Source organism: Gallaecimonas aegicerasi (assembly GCF_045291545.1).
In the GTDB taxonomy this organism is placed as follows: domain Bacteria; phylum Pseudomonadota; class Gammaproteobacteria; order Enterobacterales; family Gallaecimonadaceae; genus Gallaecimonas.
In genome coordinates, this window is sequence record NZ_CP149514.1 from 1,822,959 (window position 1) to 1,838,669 (window position 15,711).

At 55.2% G+C, this 15,711-nt stretch carries 15 protein-coding genes and 1 pseudogene; 4 read left to right on the forward strand and 12 right to left on the reverse strand.

The genetic code is table 11. The features are described 5' to 3' along the window. Window positions 1-5: 5 nt before the first annotated feature. The 8 genes from WDB70_RS09020 to WDB70_RS09055 all read right to left on the reverse strand — a co-directional run bounded on the left by WDB70_RS09020 (window position 6) and on the right by WDB70_RS09055 (window position 4,031). Window positions 6-296 carry a peptidylprolyl isomerase gene (locus tag WDB70_RS09020; protein WP_406663553.1) on the reverse strand — a complete coding sequence of 97 codons (291 nt, stop codon included), beginning with the start codon at window positions 294-296 and terminating at the stop codon, window positions 6-8. 43 nt (window positions 297-339) lie between these two features. Beyond that, window positions 340-654, reverse strand: a complete 315-nt coding sequence (locus WDB70_RS09025; RefSeq protein ID WP_406663555.1) for a DUF6122 family protein — start codon at window positions 652-654, stop codon at window positions 340-342. Next, entirely contained in the window at window positions 654-1,118 is a 465-nt protein-coding gene (locus WDB70_RS09030) for a DUF2919 family protein (RefSeq protein ID WP_406663557.1), read from the reverse strand. Before WDB70_RS09030 ends, WDB70_RS09025 begins: the two co-directional genes overlap by 1 nt. Further along, window positions 1,111-1,782, reverse strand: coding sequence for a GntR family transcriptional regulator (locus WDB70_RS09035; protein ID WP_406663559.1), 672 nt, complete (start codon window positions 1,780-1,782; stop codon window positions 1,111-1,113). Before WDB70_RS09035 ends, WDB70_RS09030 begins: the two co-directional genes overlap by 8 nt. 34 nt (window positions 1,783-1,816) lie before the next feature. After that, the gene (locus WDB70_RS09040) at window positions 1,817-2,305 is read right to left on the reverse strand and encodes a hypothetical protein (RefSeq protein WP_406663561.1); all 489 of its coding nucleotides are present in this window, start codon (window positions 2,303-2,305) and stop codon (window positions 1,817-1,819) included. Continuing rightward, window positions 2,302-2,856: a hypothetical protein gene (locus tag WDB70_RS09045; RefSeq protein WP_406663563.1), complete on the reverse strand. Its 555-nt coding sequence runs from the start codon at window positions 2,854-2,856 to the stop codon at window positions 2,302-2,304. The genes WDB70_RS09040 and WDB70_RS09045 overlap by 4 nt, the downstream gene beginning before the upstream one ends. Beyond that, on the reverse strand, window positions 2,841-3,335 hold the full coding sequence (locus WDB70_RS09050) for a cupin domain-containing protein (RefSeq protein WP_406663565.1): 495 nt from the start codon (window positions 3,333-3,335) through the stop codon (window positions 2,841-2,843). Before WDB70_RS09050 ends, WDB70_RS09045 begins: the two co-directional genes overlap by 16 nt. Before the next feature lie 111 nt (window positions 3,336-3,446). Next, window positions 3,447-4,031: an N-acetyltransferase family protein gene (locus WDB70_RS09055; RefSeq protein WP_406663567.1), complete on the reverse strand. Its 585-nt coding sequence runs from the start codon at window positions 4,029-4,031 to the stop codon at window positions 3,447-3,449. 128 nt (window positions 4,032-4,159) lie between these two features. On the opposite strand from WDB70_RS09055, the gene WDB70_RS09060 reads away from it, so the two are divergent. Then, window positions 4,160-5,515 carry a KamA family radical SAM protein gene (locus tag WDB70_RS09060; protein WP_406663569.1) on the forward strand — a complete coding sequence of 452 codons (1,356 nt, stop codon included), beginning with the start codon at window positions 4,160-4,162 and terminating at the stop codon, window positions 5,513-5,515. A gap of 31 nt (window positions 5,516-5,546) precedes the next feature. On the opposite strand, the gene WDB70_RS09065 is transcribed toward WDB70_RS09060, so the two are convergent. Genes WDB70_RS09065 through smc form a run of 4 tightly spaced genes read right to left on the reverse strand, consistent with a single transcriptional unit; the run spans window position 5,547 to window position 12,272 of the window. Next, window positions 5,547-5,957, reverse strand: coding sequence for a hypothetical protein (locus WDB70_RS09065; RefSeq protein ID WP_406663571.1), 411 nt, complete (start codon window positions 5,955-5,957; stop codon window positions 5,547-5,549). After that, window positions 5,950-7,980, reverse strand: coding sequence for an NAD-dependent DNA ligase LigA (gene ligA / locus WDB70_RS09070; protein WP_406663573.1), 2,031 nt, complete (start codon window positions 7,978-7,980; stop codon window positions 5,950-5,952). Before ligA ends, WDB70_RS09065 begins: the two co-directional genes overlap by 8 nt. A gap of 45 nt (window positions 7,981-8,025) precedes the next feature. After that, window positions 8,026-8,820, reverse strand: coding sequence for a cell division protein ZipA (gene zipA / locus WDB70_RS09075; RefSeq protein ID WP_406663575.1), 795 nt, complete (start codon window positions 8,818-8,820; stop codon window positions 8,026-8,028). Between the two features lie 23 nt (window positions 8,821-8,843). Next, the gene (smc, locus tag WDB70_RS09080) at window positions 8,844-12,272 is read right to left on the reverse strand and encodes a chromosome segregation protein SMC (protein ID WP_406663577.1); all 3,429 of its coding nucleotides are present in this window, start codon (window positions 12,270-12,272) and stop codon (window positions 8,844-8,846) included. 121 nt (window positions 12,273-12,393) lie between these two features. Between smc and cysZ the strand changes: the two genes are divergently transcribed. The 3 genes and pseudogenes from cysZ (at window position 12,394) to WDB70_RS09095 (ending at window position 15,686) form a co-directional block, all read left to right on the forward strand. Beyond that, window positions 12,394-13,155, forward strand: coding sequence for a sulfate transporter CysZ (gene cysZ / locus WDB70_RS09085; RefSeq protein ID WP_406663579.1), 762 nt, complete (start codon window positions 12,394-12,396; stop codon window positions 13,153-13,155). Between the two features lie 127 nt (window positions 13,156-13,282). Further along, window positions 13,283-14,080 (forward strand): annotated as a pseudogene (locus tag WDB70_RS09090) (IS5 family transposase); the annotation flags it as partial. A gap of 202 nt (window positions 14,081-14,282) precedes the next feature. Continuing rightward, window positions 14,283-15,686, forward strand: coding sequence for a hypothetical protein (locus tag WDB70_RS09095; RefSeq protein WP_406663581.1), 1,404 nt, complete (start codon window positions 14,283-14,285; stop codon window positions 15,684-15,686). The last annotated feature ends 25 nt before the right edge of the window (window positions 15,687-15,711 follow it).

The following is a 15,711-nucleotide window of genomic DNA, read 5'->3' on the forward strand; positions in this document are numbered from 1 at the left end:
TCGCGCTATTTCAGATCGGTAGAACGATAAACGGTTTTAATAAGGTGCCAGCCAAACTTGGTTTTAACCGGCCCGTGCACCTGATAAAGCGGCTTTTTAAACACCACATCATCAAAGGCCTTGACCATATCGCCTTTACGAAACTCGCCCAGATCGCCCCCCCGGCGCTTTGACGGGCACAGTGAGTGGCGCTTGGCCAGTTTGTTAAAGTCGGCGCCCTTGTTCAGCTGCGCCAGCAGCTGTTCCGCTTCCTCACGGGTTTTCACCAGAATATGGTAAGCACTGGCGGTGGCCATGGCTTGTCTCCTGTTGTTCATCGTTATTGTCGGCGCTAGCCACTCAGCCCACCAGTTTCAGGCAATCAAGGCCATCCAGCGCCATGTGCAGTAGCAGGCCAACACCAACCCAGCGGGTTTTCGCCAGCAACGCCAGGCCAACATACAAAGCAATGGCCCAATATTGGTGTAAGGGGTGAAAGCCAATAGAGCAGCGCAGCGGATCAAACACCGGGGTAGCCAGTAGATGATCCACATCCACCAGCATAGTTGCCCACATCACCACTGTGGCTTTTAACCACTGGCGCCGCCAGCAACACCATGCCAGCAGTGGCGGCAGTAAAAAGTGCAGCAGTAAATGCAGCTGGCTGGACAACATCAGTTATGCCCGCGATCGCGCCACAACGCTGGCAGATAGTTGGAACTGAGCAGATAAACCAGTGCCCAACCATCAATGGCCAGCTCCAGTGCCAGCCAGAAGCTGTACTGGCCGTGGGCCTGAATAATGGCGCCGATCACCATCGCCAGATCGGCAACAACGGTGAGCACCAGTAACCAGCCTTGCTGGCGCCAGGCCCACCAGAAACGCTCGGAGGCTTCGATATTACGCAGCCCGGCCAGCCACAAACAGAAAATGGCCGGTAGCGCCGGTAACATCCAGGGCCAGGCACGGTCAAAACTGGGCATGACATTATTCAAAAAGGCGCCGCCGCGCTGCCCCGCCATCAATGAGCCAACCCAGATCAGCGGATAACGCAGCAACCACCACAGCAAGAACTGCAAGGTATGGGGTAATTTCAGGCGCCCCTCGGCGTCCAGATGGGCCGGGTGCAGTTTATACATGGCGGCCGGCCGCAATCATGGCAATGACATCCTCGCGGGCATCGCGAATATGCTGGCTGAGTAAAGCCACCGCTGCTGACGTTTGCTGGCGGCGACAGCTGTCCAGAAGCGCCTGGTGCTCGCCCTGGGCACGTTGTACGCCACCATCAAGCAGCAGATGCAAACGCACATAACGGTCACAATGGGTGTTGAGGCCGGCAACCAAGGCCAGCGTGCGCGGCCGCTTGGCCGCGGCATAGAGGCTTAGATGAAAACGGCGATTAAAGCCGGCCCAGTGCTGAATAGAGCCCTGCTCCAAAGCCACATCCATCTGTAACAGGTAGTCCTGGGATTGCTGCAGTTGCGCCGGACTCAGCTGCGTGATCGAGCGCGCCAGCAAGTCAGGCTCCAATTGCAGACGAATATCAAACAGCTCTTCAGCCTGCTCCACCGACAGTGGCGTTACCCGAGCACCTTTGTGGGCCACAAAATCCACCAGTCCTTCGCCTTCGAGCTGCATCAGCGCTTCACGTACCGGGATCCGGCTGACATTGAGCCGCTCAGCCAGCTGGTTTTGCGGCAATGGCTGGCCGGCTTTGAGTTCACCACTGAGGATCAGCTCACGCAGGCTATCAAGCACAAAGGAGGTACGGGTTTTATGGTCCGGGACTACTGTGTCAGTCATCAAGGATGGCCGTGGTGCGAAAGCGCCAGTATACCTACTGACCTGCCAGAGTGTCGCGAAAACGCTGGCGTTTTTTGGTGTCGATGAAGTAATACAGCCCCATCACCGCTGCCAGCACCAGAGGTGGCGTCATTGAGGGCAGTTGCCGTAATGGCCAGCCCTGCGCCACGACATTGAACAGCAACATAAACAGGCTAGTAAACACAAAAAAGCCGAGCGCACAAAACAGGCCGTTCGCCACTGCAGATGGGGTTTGCAGTGTCATGGCCTGGCCGGTCAGGGCCACCCCATCAACCGCAACATAAAGCGCGTTGCCGTCCGTTTGCACGTCAATCAGCCCCTGATGGCTTTCCGGCCGAGCCAGCGCCCGCAACTGATGCGCCTTAAAGGTACGGAACAACACCGAGCGATCCCGTTCTTCACCGTCCACCAGTAAGCGCACTTCACTCAGCATCAGGCGCGGTAAGATCTGTACTTCAATTTGCTGTTGCTGCCACAGGCCTTGCCATTGCGTTACTTTCATCGCGCTGCTTGTTTCGGAGTCCAGGGAGTGATGAGGCGAATTTTACTGTGCTTTTTGGGAATGGAAATACCCGCCGGCAATTTCGGGAAGTACTGGTAAATCTGCTGCACAAATTCAACGCCGGCGCCATCAATAAAATGCCATGAGGTGCCCTTTTGGGCGCGTACCGCAATCAAATACCCGTCCGAAACAATGTGCTGGCTCGGGCTCTGGTACTGGCTGTGGGTGGTTAAAAACGTCACCCAGTCATCGCCCGCCGCATAGACCTTGCCGGGTTTGTCCACTGTAAAGCGGGTCTGCGTCATGCCACTGGCCTGGAGTTCCTGAAATGCCGTCTGCGCATTGACCAGTGCCTGCTGCTTGCCCCCTTGTGCGGCAATGGCCTTGGGGTGCGTCATCGCCACCAGGGTTTGATAATCCCCTTTGAGGGTGGCCTGACGCAGCTGTGCGATGGCCGCTTGCAGGCCCTGCGTGCGATCATCTCCAGCGCTGGCCGACCAGCTCAGCAAGCTGCTGACAACCAGCAGCAGTGCGGTTATTCCCCGTCCCAATAGTTCACTCCCTGATCTTCGCGGCCAAAAATGGCAAAACTACGCTGCTGGCTATCTCCCCCAGGGGCACAACCGGCAATAACCCCATATTTGCCAGAATCGGGGTACAGCATGACGTCCGGCTGATGCATGGTCGATACCGCCAGGTAGACCAGCTCTTTGTCACCGCTGTTTTCAAGCTGATGGGCATGCTCTTTACCCGCCGGGCAGGCAATAAAATCCCCGGCAGCTACCGCGAACTGTTGCTCGCTGTAGTACAAGGTGCCCCGCCCTTCGAGTACAAAAAACATTTCTTCATTATTCAGGTGGCTATGCCGTGGCCAGGCTTTTTTGCCCGGCGGCAACCTGACCACCCGATACCCCAGCTGCTGGCCACCAATCTGCGCCGCCACCGGTGCCACTCGGGCAAAATAATCCTCGCCGTGGCCATGGCTACGGTAGGTCAGCTTCTGAATATTGATGACGGGGCTATCGGCCATTGTTTGCCTCTCCACGATGAACCCCCATTCTAGCAATGAACAGCCGCTTTATAACAAGCGTCATAATACTTTGATATTCATAATAAAAACGGCGCCATCAGGCGCCGTCGTTCAAATCGCTTTATTTAACAGCCGGTGTAACCGTACCTGTTTGAGCTCAACACCATCACGCTCTTCACGGCGGTGACAACCATCGGCCTTAAAGCCGTGCTTGAGCCAGAATTTGATGCCCTGCTCGTTATTTTCCAGCACCCACAGATTTAATGACACAAAGCCCTGCTGGCGCAGCGCCCGCAGAGCCTTGTCCAGTAACTGCCCCCCCAGGCCACCACCGGTCATATCAGGATCAAGGTACAGCGCCCGTAATTCAGCAGTGGTGCGCCTGGGCACATCGGGATCGCGGCTACGGCCGGTATTAACGAAGCCAATCAGTTGTTCTTGATCGTGCGCCAGCCAGGTTTGGCTCTGGGGCTGACGCAGCAGGTTTTCCACCAGCCCGACCCGCCCTTGGGTGGTGAGTTGTTCAAGAAATTCGGCCGGCAAGAACTGGCGATAATTTTGTTGCCATACACGAACCAGCAAGGCAGCGATGTCAATGGCATCACTGGGCTGGGCTTGGCGATACTGCGGCAAAACGGGCAAGGTCGTGATCTCACACAGGAATATGACTGTGAAATTAACAAAAGCTTCATCCACTCGGCAATCCCTTAGCTGGTCTGAACTGTAAGTTCTGACACACCAGTCTTGGCAAAACGTCGTTAAGAGCAGCGAACTTTGCTATCCTTGCCCGCCATTTTCATTCGTACTCAACCAGTGGAGGTGACATGGATCAGCAGGTTCATATCCAGCCCCCTTTATCAAAAGCGCAGCTTGCAAAACGCCGATTTCAGGTTTACCAACAGCGTCAGCTAAATAACATTGAGGCACTGTCACTACTCCCTGAAGATATTCGCTTTGAAATGAAAGTTGTCGCCAGTGTGCTGCCCTTTCGGGTCAACGAATATGTGCTCAATGATCTGATTGACTGGGCAAAGGTACCGAATGATCCCCTGTTCCAGCTCACCTTCCCGCAAAAGGAGATGCTGCCACCCGGCGCTTATGAGCGCATGGCGCAGCTGCTTAAGACCGACCCAACACCGGAGCAGGTGATGGCGCTGGCCAGCGAGTTGCGTCAGGACCTGAACCCGCACCCGGCAGGTCAGATGCAAATGAACGTGCCGCACTTAGATGGCGAACCGCTGCCAGGGCTACAGCACAAGTACAATGAGACTGTGCTGTTTTTCCCGGCTCAGGGGCAGTATTGCCACTCCTATTGCACCTTCTGCTTCCGCTGGGCCCAGTTTGTCGGCAAAGCCATGCGTTTTAATTCCAATGACGCCGACGGCCTGCACGGCTACCTGCGCCAGCACACCGAAGTCACCGATCTGCTGGTAACCGGTGGCGACCCGATGGTAATGCGCACCAAAAAGCTGATGGAATACCTGGAAGCCTTCATTACCGATCCGACGCTGGCGCATGTGCAGACCATCCGTATCGGCACCAAGGCCCTGACCTTCTGGCCTTATCGCTTTGTTACCGATAGCGATGCTGATGAACTGCTGGATCTGTTCAGTCGGCTGGTACGAGCCGGCAAACATGTTTCCATCATGGCGCACCTGAACCACCATCAGGAGATGTCCACCCCCATTTTCGCTGAAGCCGTTCGCCGGCTACGGGCGACCGGCGCCAACATCCGTGCCCAGGCCCCGCTGCTCAAGCACATCAATGATGATCCGGCCGTGTGGCGCACCATGTGGCAACAGCAGGTCAAGCTCGGCATTATTCCCTACTACATGTTTGTGGAACGTGATACCGGCGCCAAACGCTACTTTGAACTACCGCTGGCGCGCGCCTGGGAAATTTACCGGGAGGCCATTAAGGGTACCTCCGGGTTGGCCCGCACCGTGCGAGGCCCCAGTATGTCAGCCGGCCCCGGCAAAGTTGAAGTGCAAGGGGTGAGTGAGATAAACGGTGAAAAGGTATTTGTGCTGCGTTTCATTCAGGGCCGCAACCCGGACTGGGTACAGCGCCCCTTCTTTGCCAAGTACGACGAACAGGCAACCTGGCTGCACCAGTTGCAACCGGCCTTCGGCGAGGAAAAGTTCTTCTTCGAAGACGAATACAACGCCATGCAAGCCTAATAAAAAAGCCGCCCTTGAGGCGGCTTCTTTATTAGGCTGAAAACCCCTGACGGCGACGGCGCCAGCGTAACCAGAGCCACGTCCATAGCGGCAGGCTCAACAATTCAAAGGCCGGTTCCAATACATAGCCCATAAAGCTCAGCTGGGTTTGCCAATCCGGCAGCAACAGTGCCAGCGGCCCCGGTACAGCAATCATGAACGCCATCCACAATGGCATTTCCTGTTCCAGCCGGGCAATGGCATAACCGGCAGGCACGGCCAGCAGTTGCATGCCGGTTGCCACCAGCAACAGGCTCCAGGGTTGTACCGGATCGCCCAACCAGTGCAGGTAAGGCAATTTCGGCACACTGATACCGACCACATACATCACTAAACCCACGCCATAGGTATACAACAGCACCATTACCAGCAGGGTAAAGAGCCGGACCAGCCAGTTATGCATCTGCAATCACTCCGTTCTCTCGTAAAAATGTCATTAATGCCTCATCGTCCCAAACGGTTACCCCCAGTTGCTCTGCTTTTGCCAACTTCGAGCCCGCTTTTTCACCGGCCACCAGTACGTCGGTATTTTTCGATACCGAGCCGGCCACTTTTGCCCCCAGCTGTTGCAGGTAGGCTTTTGCCTCGTCTCGGGACAGGGTCGACAGGGTACCGGTGATCACCATGGTTTGGCCAGCCAGCACCTGGCTGTCTGCGGCCGGAACGGCCACCTCCGGCCAGTGCACAGCGCCTTTTTCCGGGTCCAGCAACGCCGTTAGCACCTCGATGTTATGGGGCTGGCGAAAAAAGGTATGAATATGCTGCGCCACCACCGGGCCAACATCGTCGACAGCTTCCAATGCTTCGATGTCAGCAGCGCGGATCGCCGCCAAGTCACCAAAGTGGCTGGCCAGTATTGCGGCCGTGGCCTCGCCGACTTCACGGATCCCCAGGGCATAGAGAAAACGCGCCAGGGTGGTTTGCCGGGCCTGGCGAATATGCGCCACCAGCTTAGTCGCGGATTTATCCCCCATGCGTTCCAGGCGCATCAGTTGGCTGGCGGTCAACTGAAACAGATCAGCCGGCGTTTCGACCAGTTCACGTTCCACCAGTTGATCGATAACCTTGTCGCCCAGGCCTTCGATATCCAGCGCTTTACGGGACGCAAAATGCCGCAATGCCTGCTTACGTTGGGCCGCACAAAACAAGCCCCCGGTACAACGCGCTACGACCTCGCCTTCGAGGCGTTCAATCGCCGAATCACAGACCGGGCAGCTGTCAGGAAAAACAATCTCGCGGGCATCGGCTGGGCGCCGTTCCGGCAGTACCGAAACCACCTGTGGAATGACATCACCGGCCCGGCGAATAATCACCGTGTCACCGACCTTGACGCCCAAACGGGCAATTTCGTCACTGTTGTGCAATGTGGCATTGGACACTGTGACGCCACCAACAAACACCGGCTTGAGCTTGGCTACCGGCGTAATGGCGCCGGTGCGGCCGACCTGAAACTCCACTTCTTCAAGCACGGTCAGCTCTTCTTGGGCCGGGTACTTCCAGGCAATGGCCCAGCGTGGTGCCCGCGACACAAAGCCCAGTTGCTCCTGATCAGCCACGGCATCGACCTTGATCACCGCGCCGTCAATATCAAAATCCAGCTGCTCACGGCGCGCCAGTACGTCGCCATGATAGGCCACCACTTCAGGCAATGAAGTGACCAAGCGGATCTCTGACGACACCGGCAGGCCCAGGGATTTTAGCCACTGTAGCCGCTGGTACTGGCTGTCGGGCAGTTCAGTACCGTCCACCACGCCGAGACCATAGGCATAAAATGCCAGTGGCCGGCGGGCAGTGATCTGTGGGTCCAGCTGCCGCAGCGAACCGGCGGCGGCATTACGGGGGTTGGCAAACATTTTTTCACCGCTGGCCTGCGCCTGGTCATTCATGGCGATAAAACCGGCCTTGGGCATAAAGACTTCCCCGCGCACCTCAAGCCGGGCCGGCACATCACCGCGCAGTGTCAGCGGAATGGCGCGAATGGTTCGCACATTCTGGGTGATGTCTTCACCACTGCTGCCGTCACCGCGGGTGGCACCACGCACCAGCTCACCATGCTCATAAAGCAGGCTCACCGCCAGGCCATCAAGCTTGGGTTCACAGCACCAGGCCGGGCTATGGCCCAGGGCTTTTTCCACCCGTTCGGCAAAAGCCTGGAAGTCGTCGTCGGTCATGGCATTGCCCAGCGACAGCATCGGTACTTCGTGCTGCACTTGTGTAAAGCCATTGGCCGGCTTGGCACCTACCCGTTGGGTGGGTGAGCTGGCCACCACCAGCTCCGGATGCTCGGCTTCCAGCTGCTGTAGCTGGCGCATCAGCCGGTCATATTCGGCGTCAGGAATGCTGGGGTTGTCTTCGACGTAGTAGCGGTAGTTGTGATCGTTTATTTGGCGCCGCAACGCGGCTACTTGCTGGTTGATATCACTCATAGCGTAAGCACAAGAAAAAAGGCCCGGCGGTGCCGGGCCTGAACATTACTGACTGCCGGCGGCGATAAGCTGTCGGCGACTGAATTCGCGAATTTGCCCCTGATAATGCTGCACCGTTTGCTGGGTCACCAAGTTACGGTCACCGTCCAGCACCTGGCAGCCAAACTCTTCTGCCAGCTTCTGGGCGGCGCTGAGCATCATCGCAAAGGCCTTCATGGCATCGCCTTCGTTGGGCAGGGTCATAAAGAGCGCCAGGCCACGGCTGGTAAACTGCTCCATGTTATCGAGATCGAAAGTACCGGGGTTGACCATATTGGCCAGGCTGAACAGTACCGGGCCTCGGCCGGAGGCTTCCAGGTGGCGGTGGAAAATATCCATGTCACCGAATTTCAGCCCCAGCGACAACAACAACGGCAGCAATTCTGCGCCATCAATAGGTTCCTGTTCACCGGCCACCACATGCAGCACCAATACTTGCTCTGGTGCTGGTTTTTCCACGTCTTGTTCAGCGGCTGGTGTCGTGTCAGCCACAGCTGCATCCGGTAACGGTTCAGACGGTGCTGCGCTAACAGGGTCTGCGGCAGCTGCCGGGGCCGCAGGTTCATCAGGCAGGTTTAAGTCCATCTGTTCCATTTTCGGCTCCTGGCGCTTTTTCGCGACCACCCGTACTTCACCAATGCCGTCATCATCAAAGCCGGATGGGGGTTTGGCTTGCGGGGACACCGGCTTGATATTGCGGGTTTTCATTTTGCCCTTGCCCTGACGACGAATGGTACGCAGGCCATGGACGAAAATGCCGCCGATCAGCACGATCCCCAAAATCAGTATTACGATATCCATCTGGCTTCCTGTCTGGTTGTTCTCTAGCCCGCTTCGGCCAGGGCTACGGCCTCTTCAATATCAACGGCAACGATCCGCGAGACACCGGGTTCGTGCATGGTGACCCCGGTTAACTGGTCGGCCATTTCCATCGAGACCTTGTTATGACTGATGTAAATAAACTGGACGCTGTCTGACATTTCCCTGACCAAACGGCAGAAACGTTCCACATTGGCATCATCCAGCGGCGCATCCACCTCGTCGAGCATACAAAAGGGTGCCGGATTGAGCCGGAAAATAGCAAACACCAATGATAAGGCGGTCAGCGCCTTTTCACCACCGGAGAGCAAGTGAATGGTGGCATTTCGTTTACCCGGTGGCCGCGCCATGATGGTGACACCGGTATCCAGCAGGTCATCACCGGTCAGCTCCAGGTAGGCACTGCCACCACCGAATACTTTCGGGAACAGGTGTTGCAGATCGCCATTGACCTGTTCAAAGGTGTCTTTGAACTTGGCGCGGGTCTCCCGGTCGATTTTGCGGATGGCATTTTCCAGGGTTTCCAGAGCGTCGTTGAGATCGGCATCCTGTTCGTCCAGGTAACGCTTACGCTCGGCCTGCTGTTCAAATTCGTCGATGGCTGCCAGGTTAATGGCACCGAGCCGACTGATGGCGCTGGCCAGGCGTTCCAGCTCTTTCGCCAGGCCGTCTTCGCTCTGTTCGGTAAGACTGGCCAGTACGGTGTCAAGATCTTGCTCCAGCTCCGCCAGCTGCTCACGGGCACCGTCGACGCGCACCTTGTGGCCTTCCATTTCCATGCGGCGCCGATCAATCTCGCCCTGCAGGCTTTGTACCTTGCTAAAAGCCGCTGCCTGCCCTTCTTCGAGCAACACCATGCGTTCGTCCAGCTCGGCCATTTGCTGGTTCAGTTCGGTCAGTAAGCTTTCCACTTCCTTATGCTCAGCTAACCACAGCTCCAGTTGCTGGCGCTGGCTGCCATCGGGCTCGGTCAGTTGTTCGCGCTCTTCCAGCAACTGCTGGCACTGGTCATTAATTTCATCAGCCTGCTGCTGCGCCCGTTGGCAAGACTCAACCAGGCCATGACGGCCAGAGCGCACACTTTCCAGGCGAATAGCCAGTTGCTGATGATGCTGGCGTTGCTGTTCTTCACTGGCGCGGGCCTGTTCCAACTGCCCGCTCAGATCCGGCTCGCTACTGTTGTCATCAGCCTGTTCGGTGGCTTCTTCTTCCAGCAGAAACTGCTCTTCGAGCAAAGCTTCACATTCTGCTTGCTGCTCGGCAATGCGCTCGGCCAGTTGCTGGCGATTAGCAACAACCCGTGCCTGATGGCTAGCCAACTCATCGGCTTTACTCTGACACACCGCCAGCGTCTGGCTGGCCTGCTGGTGCTGTTGCTGACACTGCTGGTATTGCTGGCGCGCAGCAACTAGCGCCTGTTGAGCCGCGGTAGCGGCGGCGCGTGCCTGTTCAAGCTGCTCGTCGGCAAGGTTGCAGGCCGCGTTCAGCTCAGCCTGACGCCCCTGCAATTGTTCGCGATCAGTGACCAGGCTTAATCCCTGCAGTACCTGCGGTGCTGTCGATAAAAAGTGTGGCCCGACCCAGAAACCGTCGGCGCAGATAAGCGACTGTTCTGCAGTGAGACTGGCCCGTTGAGCCAGCGCCTGCTGACGGTCAGTGGCCAACAGGATGTTGTCCAGCCAGGGCAGTGGCACCGGGCTTTGCACTTTTTCGCCGAGACTGCCTGGCCGGCCCTGCCAGGGGCTGGTACGCAACAATGTTACCGCCTCGCCCTGCTCGCTCAGTTCAGCGTCTTGTTCACCGACCCGGCCTTGTAACCAGCGCCCCAGTGCTTGCTCTACCGCCAGTTGCCAACCGGGAGCAACACTGAGCTTGGCCAGCAGCGGCGGCAATGCCGCCAGTGCCGGCGGTAAGTCCCCTTGCCCTTGTGCCACAATCAGCTCATCAAGCTGGCTAATGCGTTGTTGCAGATTGTCTCGCTCCCGCTGCGCCTGATGGGCGATATCACGCTGTTGTTCCAGGCGCTCAGCAAGGCGCTGCTGCTCTGCTTCAGCCTGCTGCAAAGCCTCACTGGCGGCGGCCACAGCGGCGCTGGTTTGTGCTGCCTGCTCGGCTGCCTCAGTGGCAGCAGCCTTGGCCTCTGCCATCGCATCGTCTTGCTCATGAGTAAACGTCGCCAGTTGCGCCTGATCACGGCTGATGTTGGCCTGCACGTTGTCAATGCGGGTTGCCAGCACCTGTAGCCGGGTTTGCCACTGCGCCTGGCGCTGCAGACGAGCCTGAACGGCACGCTGCTGCTGTTGCTGCTGTTGTTCGATGTCTTCGCGGTGCAGCCGGGCTTCGGCCAAGGCCTCGGCGCGTTCTTCCAGTTCCGGCGCCAGCAGCGCCAGCTCCTGCTCGGCCTCACTCAGCCGCTGCTGATCAGCGCTCAGGGTCTGGCGAGCCTGGTCAGCACGCTGCTGCAAGCGAGCCAGCTGTTCATTGAGTTGTTGCTGACGGGACTGGACATTCACCAGATTCTGTTCTGCTCGGGCAATGTCAGAGCCCAGCCGGTAATAGCGGCTTTGTGCCTGCTCCACCTTGGCCTTGGTATCGTGCTGCTGCTCTTTGAGTGTCAGCAAGGCCTTTTCGTCACCACGGCTTTGAGCAATGAAGCGTTCCAGCTCGGTTTCGAACTGGCGAATCTCCCCTTCCAAAGTGGCAATGGTGTCAAGGTAGCGACGGCAGCGTAGCGCCGCCAACTGCCCTTTGGCGGCCCGCTCCTGTTGCCGGTAATCCCGGTAACGGCGGGCGGCATCCGCCTGGCGACGCAGCTTATCCAGTTGCAGGCCAAGCTCTTCACGTACATCGCTAAGGCGTTCAAGGTTGTCACGGGTATGGCGGATACGGTTTTCCGTTTCCCGGCGCCGTTCCTTGTATTTGGAGATACCGGCCGCTTCTTCAATAAACACCCGCAGCTCCTGCGGCCGTGATTCAATCAGCCGCGAGATCATGCCTTGTTCAATGATCGCGTAAGAACGTGGGCCAAGGCCGGTACCGAGAAAAATATCGGTAATGTCACGGCGGCGGCAACGGCTGCCGTTCATGAAATACTGGGATTGGCCGTCGCGACTGACCAGGCGTTTAACGGCAATTTCGGCATATTGCGCCACCGGCCCGGTGGCGGTGCCGTCGCTGTTATCGAACACCAATTCCACACTGGCCTGCGACACCGGTTTACGGCCTGTGGAGCCGTTGAAGATGACGTCAGTCATGGCGTCGCCGCGTAGGTTTTTGGCACTGGACTCACCCAGTACCCAACGCACGGCGTCAATAATGTTGGACTTACCACAACCATTAGGGCCAACCACCGCCGTCATCGCCCGAGGAAAGGGCACGGTAGTGGCGTCGACGAAGGATTTAAATCCAGCCAGCTTGATGCTTTTAAGGCGCATTCCGTTATGGCGCTCTCGTTATGGGTTGCTGTGCAGCGTTGATGGCAATCTACCACAGATTATGTAACAAATCTGGGCTGGGCCTGCCCGCCCCTTCTTTTTATACTGCCTGACTCATCGAATGCAATGGAGGTGTTTTTTGGCCAATACAGCATCTGGCGCCCACTACCTGCTGCGCGGCTTTTCGCTGATCCGTGAAAAGGGCCTGAAGCGTTTTGTACTGATCCCGCTGATTGTCAACCTGACACTGTTTGCCTCGTTATTCAGCTGGCTGATGGTCAAGCTTGATGAGCTGGTAACCAAGGCGCTGAATTATTTACCGTCCTGGCTGGACTGGCTGGAGTACCTGATGTGGCCGTTGGCGGTGGTCACCATTTTGGTGCTGTTTTCCTTCCTGTTCAGCGCTATTGCCAACTGGATAGCCGCGCCTTTCAACGGCATTTTGGCCGAGCGGGTAGAACTTCTTCTTACCAATGAATGTTTGCCAGAAATGGGCTTTTTGGATCTGGCCAAAGACATGCCACGGTTGTTTGGCCGCGAATGGGCCAAGTTCAAATACTACCTGCCTCGGGCCATTGGTTTCCTGCTGTTATTTTTACTGCCCTTGGTAGGGCAAACTCTGGCACCGCTGCTGTGGTTTTTATTTACCGCCTGGATGATGGCCATTCAGTATCTGGATTACCCTTTTGATAATCACAAAATCCCGTTCGACGACATGAAAATTGCCCTGCGCTACCAACGCAGTGCCAGTTTCAGCTTTGGCATAACCGCCACATTGCTGGCGATGATCCCGCTGGTCAACCTGATTGTGATGCCGGTAGCCGTCTGCGGCGCCACCGCCATGTGGGTCGATAAGTTCCGCCCACATCTGTTGAGAAAATGATGAATGGAGGCATCCCTCCATCCATTTACTTTCAACAGAGCATATGTCTAGCATTGTTCAATAGTGAGCCAATGCCCTTGAAGCTCGATAGCACGATGAATCATACGGTGGACTCCGCTATTCGCAACAGCACCACGGCGGCCGGGGCCGTGGTTTCGAGTACAGCGACACCGCCATCGAAACCGCGCTGATGCTTAAGGGCCTGTTCGGCCTGCCACTGCGCGCCTTGGAGGGCTTCATCAACTCCCTGTTCCAGTTGATGGCCCTGCCGCTGACTTCGCCCAGTTACAGCTGTATCAGCAAGCGCGCCAAGACAGTGGATATCCGCTACCGTCTGCCCAGCAAGGGCCCCGTTGCCCACCTGGTTATCGACGCCACCGGGCTCAAGCTCTATGGCGAAGGCGAGTGGAAGCAGCGCAAGTACGGCAAGGAAAAGCGGCGTGTCTGGCGCAAGCTGCACCTGGCTGTAGATACCCGAACCCATGAGACTATCGCCGCCGAAGTCAGCCTGGAAAACGTCGGTGATAGCGAGGTACTGCCCGGTCTGCTCAATCCACTACGCCGCCGCATCGACCAAGTCAGTGCCGACGGGGCTTATGACAGCAAAGCCTGCCACCGGCTACTGCAAAGGAAAGGCGCCAAAGCCAGCATCCCGCCTCGTAAGACAGCGGGCTTCTGGGAGCCAGGTCACCCAAGGAACGAGGCCGTTGCTGCGCTGAAAGCCGGGCAACTGGCCGAGTGGAAAAGGGAAAGCGGTTATCACCAACGCTCAAAAGCGGAAACGGCCATGTCGCGATACAAGCAGCTCATCAGCCCAAAGCTGAATCTGCGCGACTACAACGGCCAAGTGGCAGAAGCTTTGGCTGGCGTGAAAGTGATGAACAAAATGCTGGGCCTCGGCATGCCTGTTCGCCAGGTCAACTAAGAGCAGCAAACCCTTTAGGGGTTGGCTTTTCAAGCTCTGATTTGATCAACAACGCCAATAAAAAAGACACCAATTTGTGATATAAATGTTGCGATAAATATTTTTTTACAATTCCCATTTCATTTTCATTTCGATGGAGTGTAGATTCTATTCGAAAATATAAGTTGTATTTTTGATTTTCTAGTAAAAGGATTTAGTCTGCATGAAACACCCATTATCAAAAGTATCTTTGGCCATTTTCGCGATATTTGGTAACTTCACTGTATACAGCGACTTACATCAGGGAGGTGACAATAATATAGAAGCTTCCAGTATTTTTCATCTATCAAAAAAGGAATCTAATACCGTTAGAGAATGGGGACTAGGGATAAACCATGCTTATGCATGTAGCACAAGTGATCCGAACTGTGGATGTGCCGCTATGGAATGTGATTCAGTGTATCATAAAACTGAAGAAGATAGCTGGCCATTGGACCCACCTGAACCACCATCAAGTGTAGATGTTCAGGCTGATGGAAGTCAAGGGGTTCAAGAAAGTCCAACAGCATACGAAAATGGAGAAAAGGAACTGCCTACTGAGCAAGTTAAGGAGGCTTTAGATAAGTTGGATCAATTAGATAAAATTTTTAAGGCTGCTCTTAAAAAATCAGGTTTATCTACTTCCGAAACGGCAGCAATCAAAGAAAAATTATCATCTTTAGCTATTGTTAAAGAGGATATAATTGGTTCACTTTCGTATACTGGAGGGGCTGCTAATGCTCTTCTTGAATTACATGAAGGGAAAGATTACGAAGCATGGAGAGATGCCGCTCAGTTGATCGCTGGGTTGGCAACGGGAGTTGCTTTGACCGCTTTTGCTCCAGAGGCAATAATTGGCACCCTAATTTCCTCAACCATTACTAGTGATTTTGTTGGAAGATTGGCAGACTTACTTAAAAATGACTTTCCTAGTTTTGTCAAAGATATTGACGAAACATTAAATATAGCCTCTGAAGCTGTCTCTTCTTATAATTCTGCCAACTCTGATCCCGCCGTTGCTCATGAGGTGGCATGTAGAGTTGCTGGTGTGCCTTGTTATATTCCTCCAATAATTTTGGACTTGGATGGTAATGGTATTAGCCTTAGTAGTTTGAAAGATAGCACTGTATGGTTCGATTTTAACGATGATGGAATAAAAGAACATATAAGTTGGGTTTCAGGAAAAGATGGTATTCTCGTATACGATGCTAATGAATCAGGAGTAGTGGATAGTGCAAACGAAGTGATTTTAGCTGATTATAGCCATTCTGTCGGTGGAACAGATTTAGATGGATTAAAAGCCTTGGATGCTAATCATGATGGTTACATAAATTCTAAGGATAGTAATTATGGAAAGTTTTATGTGTGGGTAGATAAAAATGAAAATGGTATTAGCGAGCCAGGCGAGCTACGCTCTCTTTCTTCTGAAGGTATAGAAATATCCTTGAAATCTATCCCAGCCAACAGATTAGTAAATGGAAATATATTGTCGAAATATATTCGATTTAGAAAAAAAATTATCAAAGGAAATGGCTCGGCATTCTACAAGTATGGGTTTGCTGCCGACGTTCTTCTTAAAGCCAATTAATTCCTATAGGGTAGGTCATTTTGAT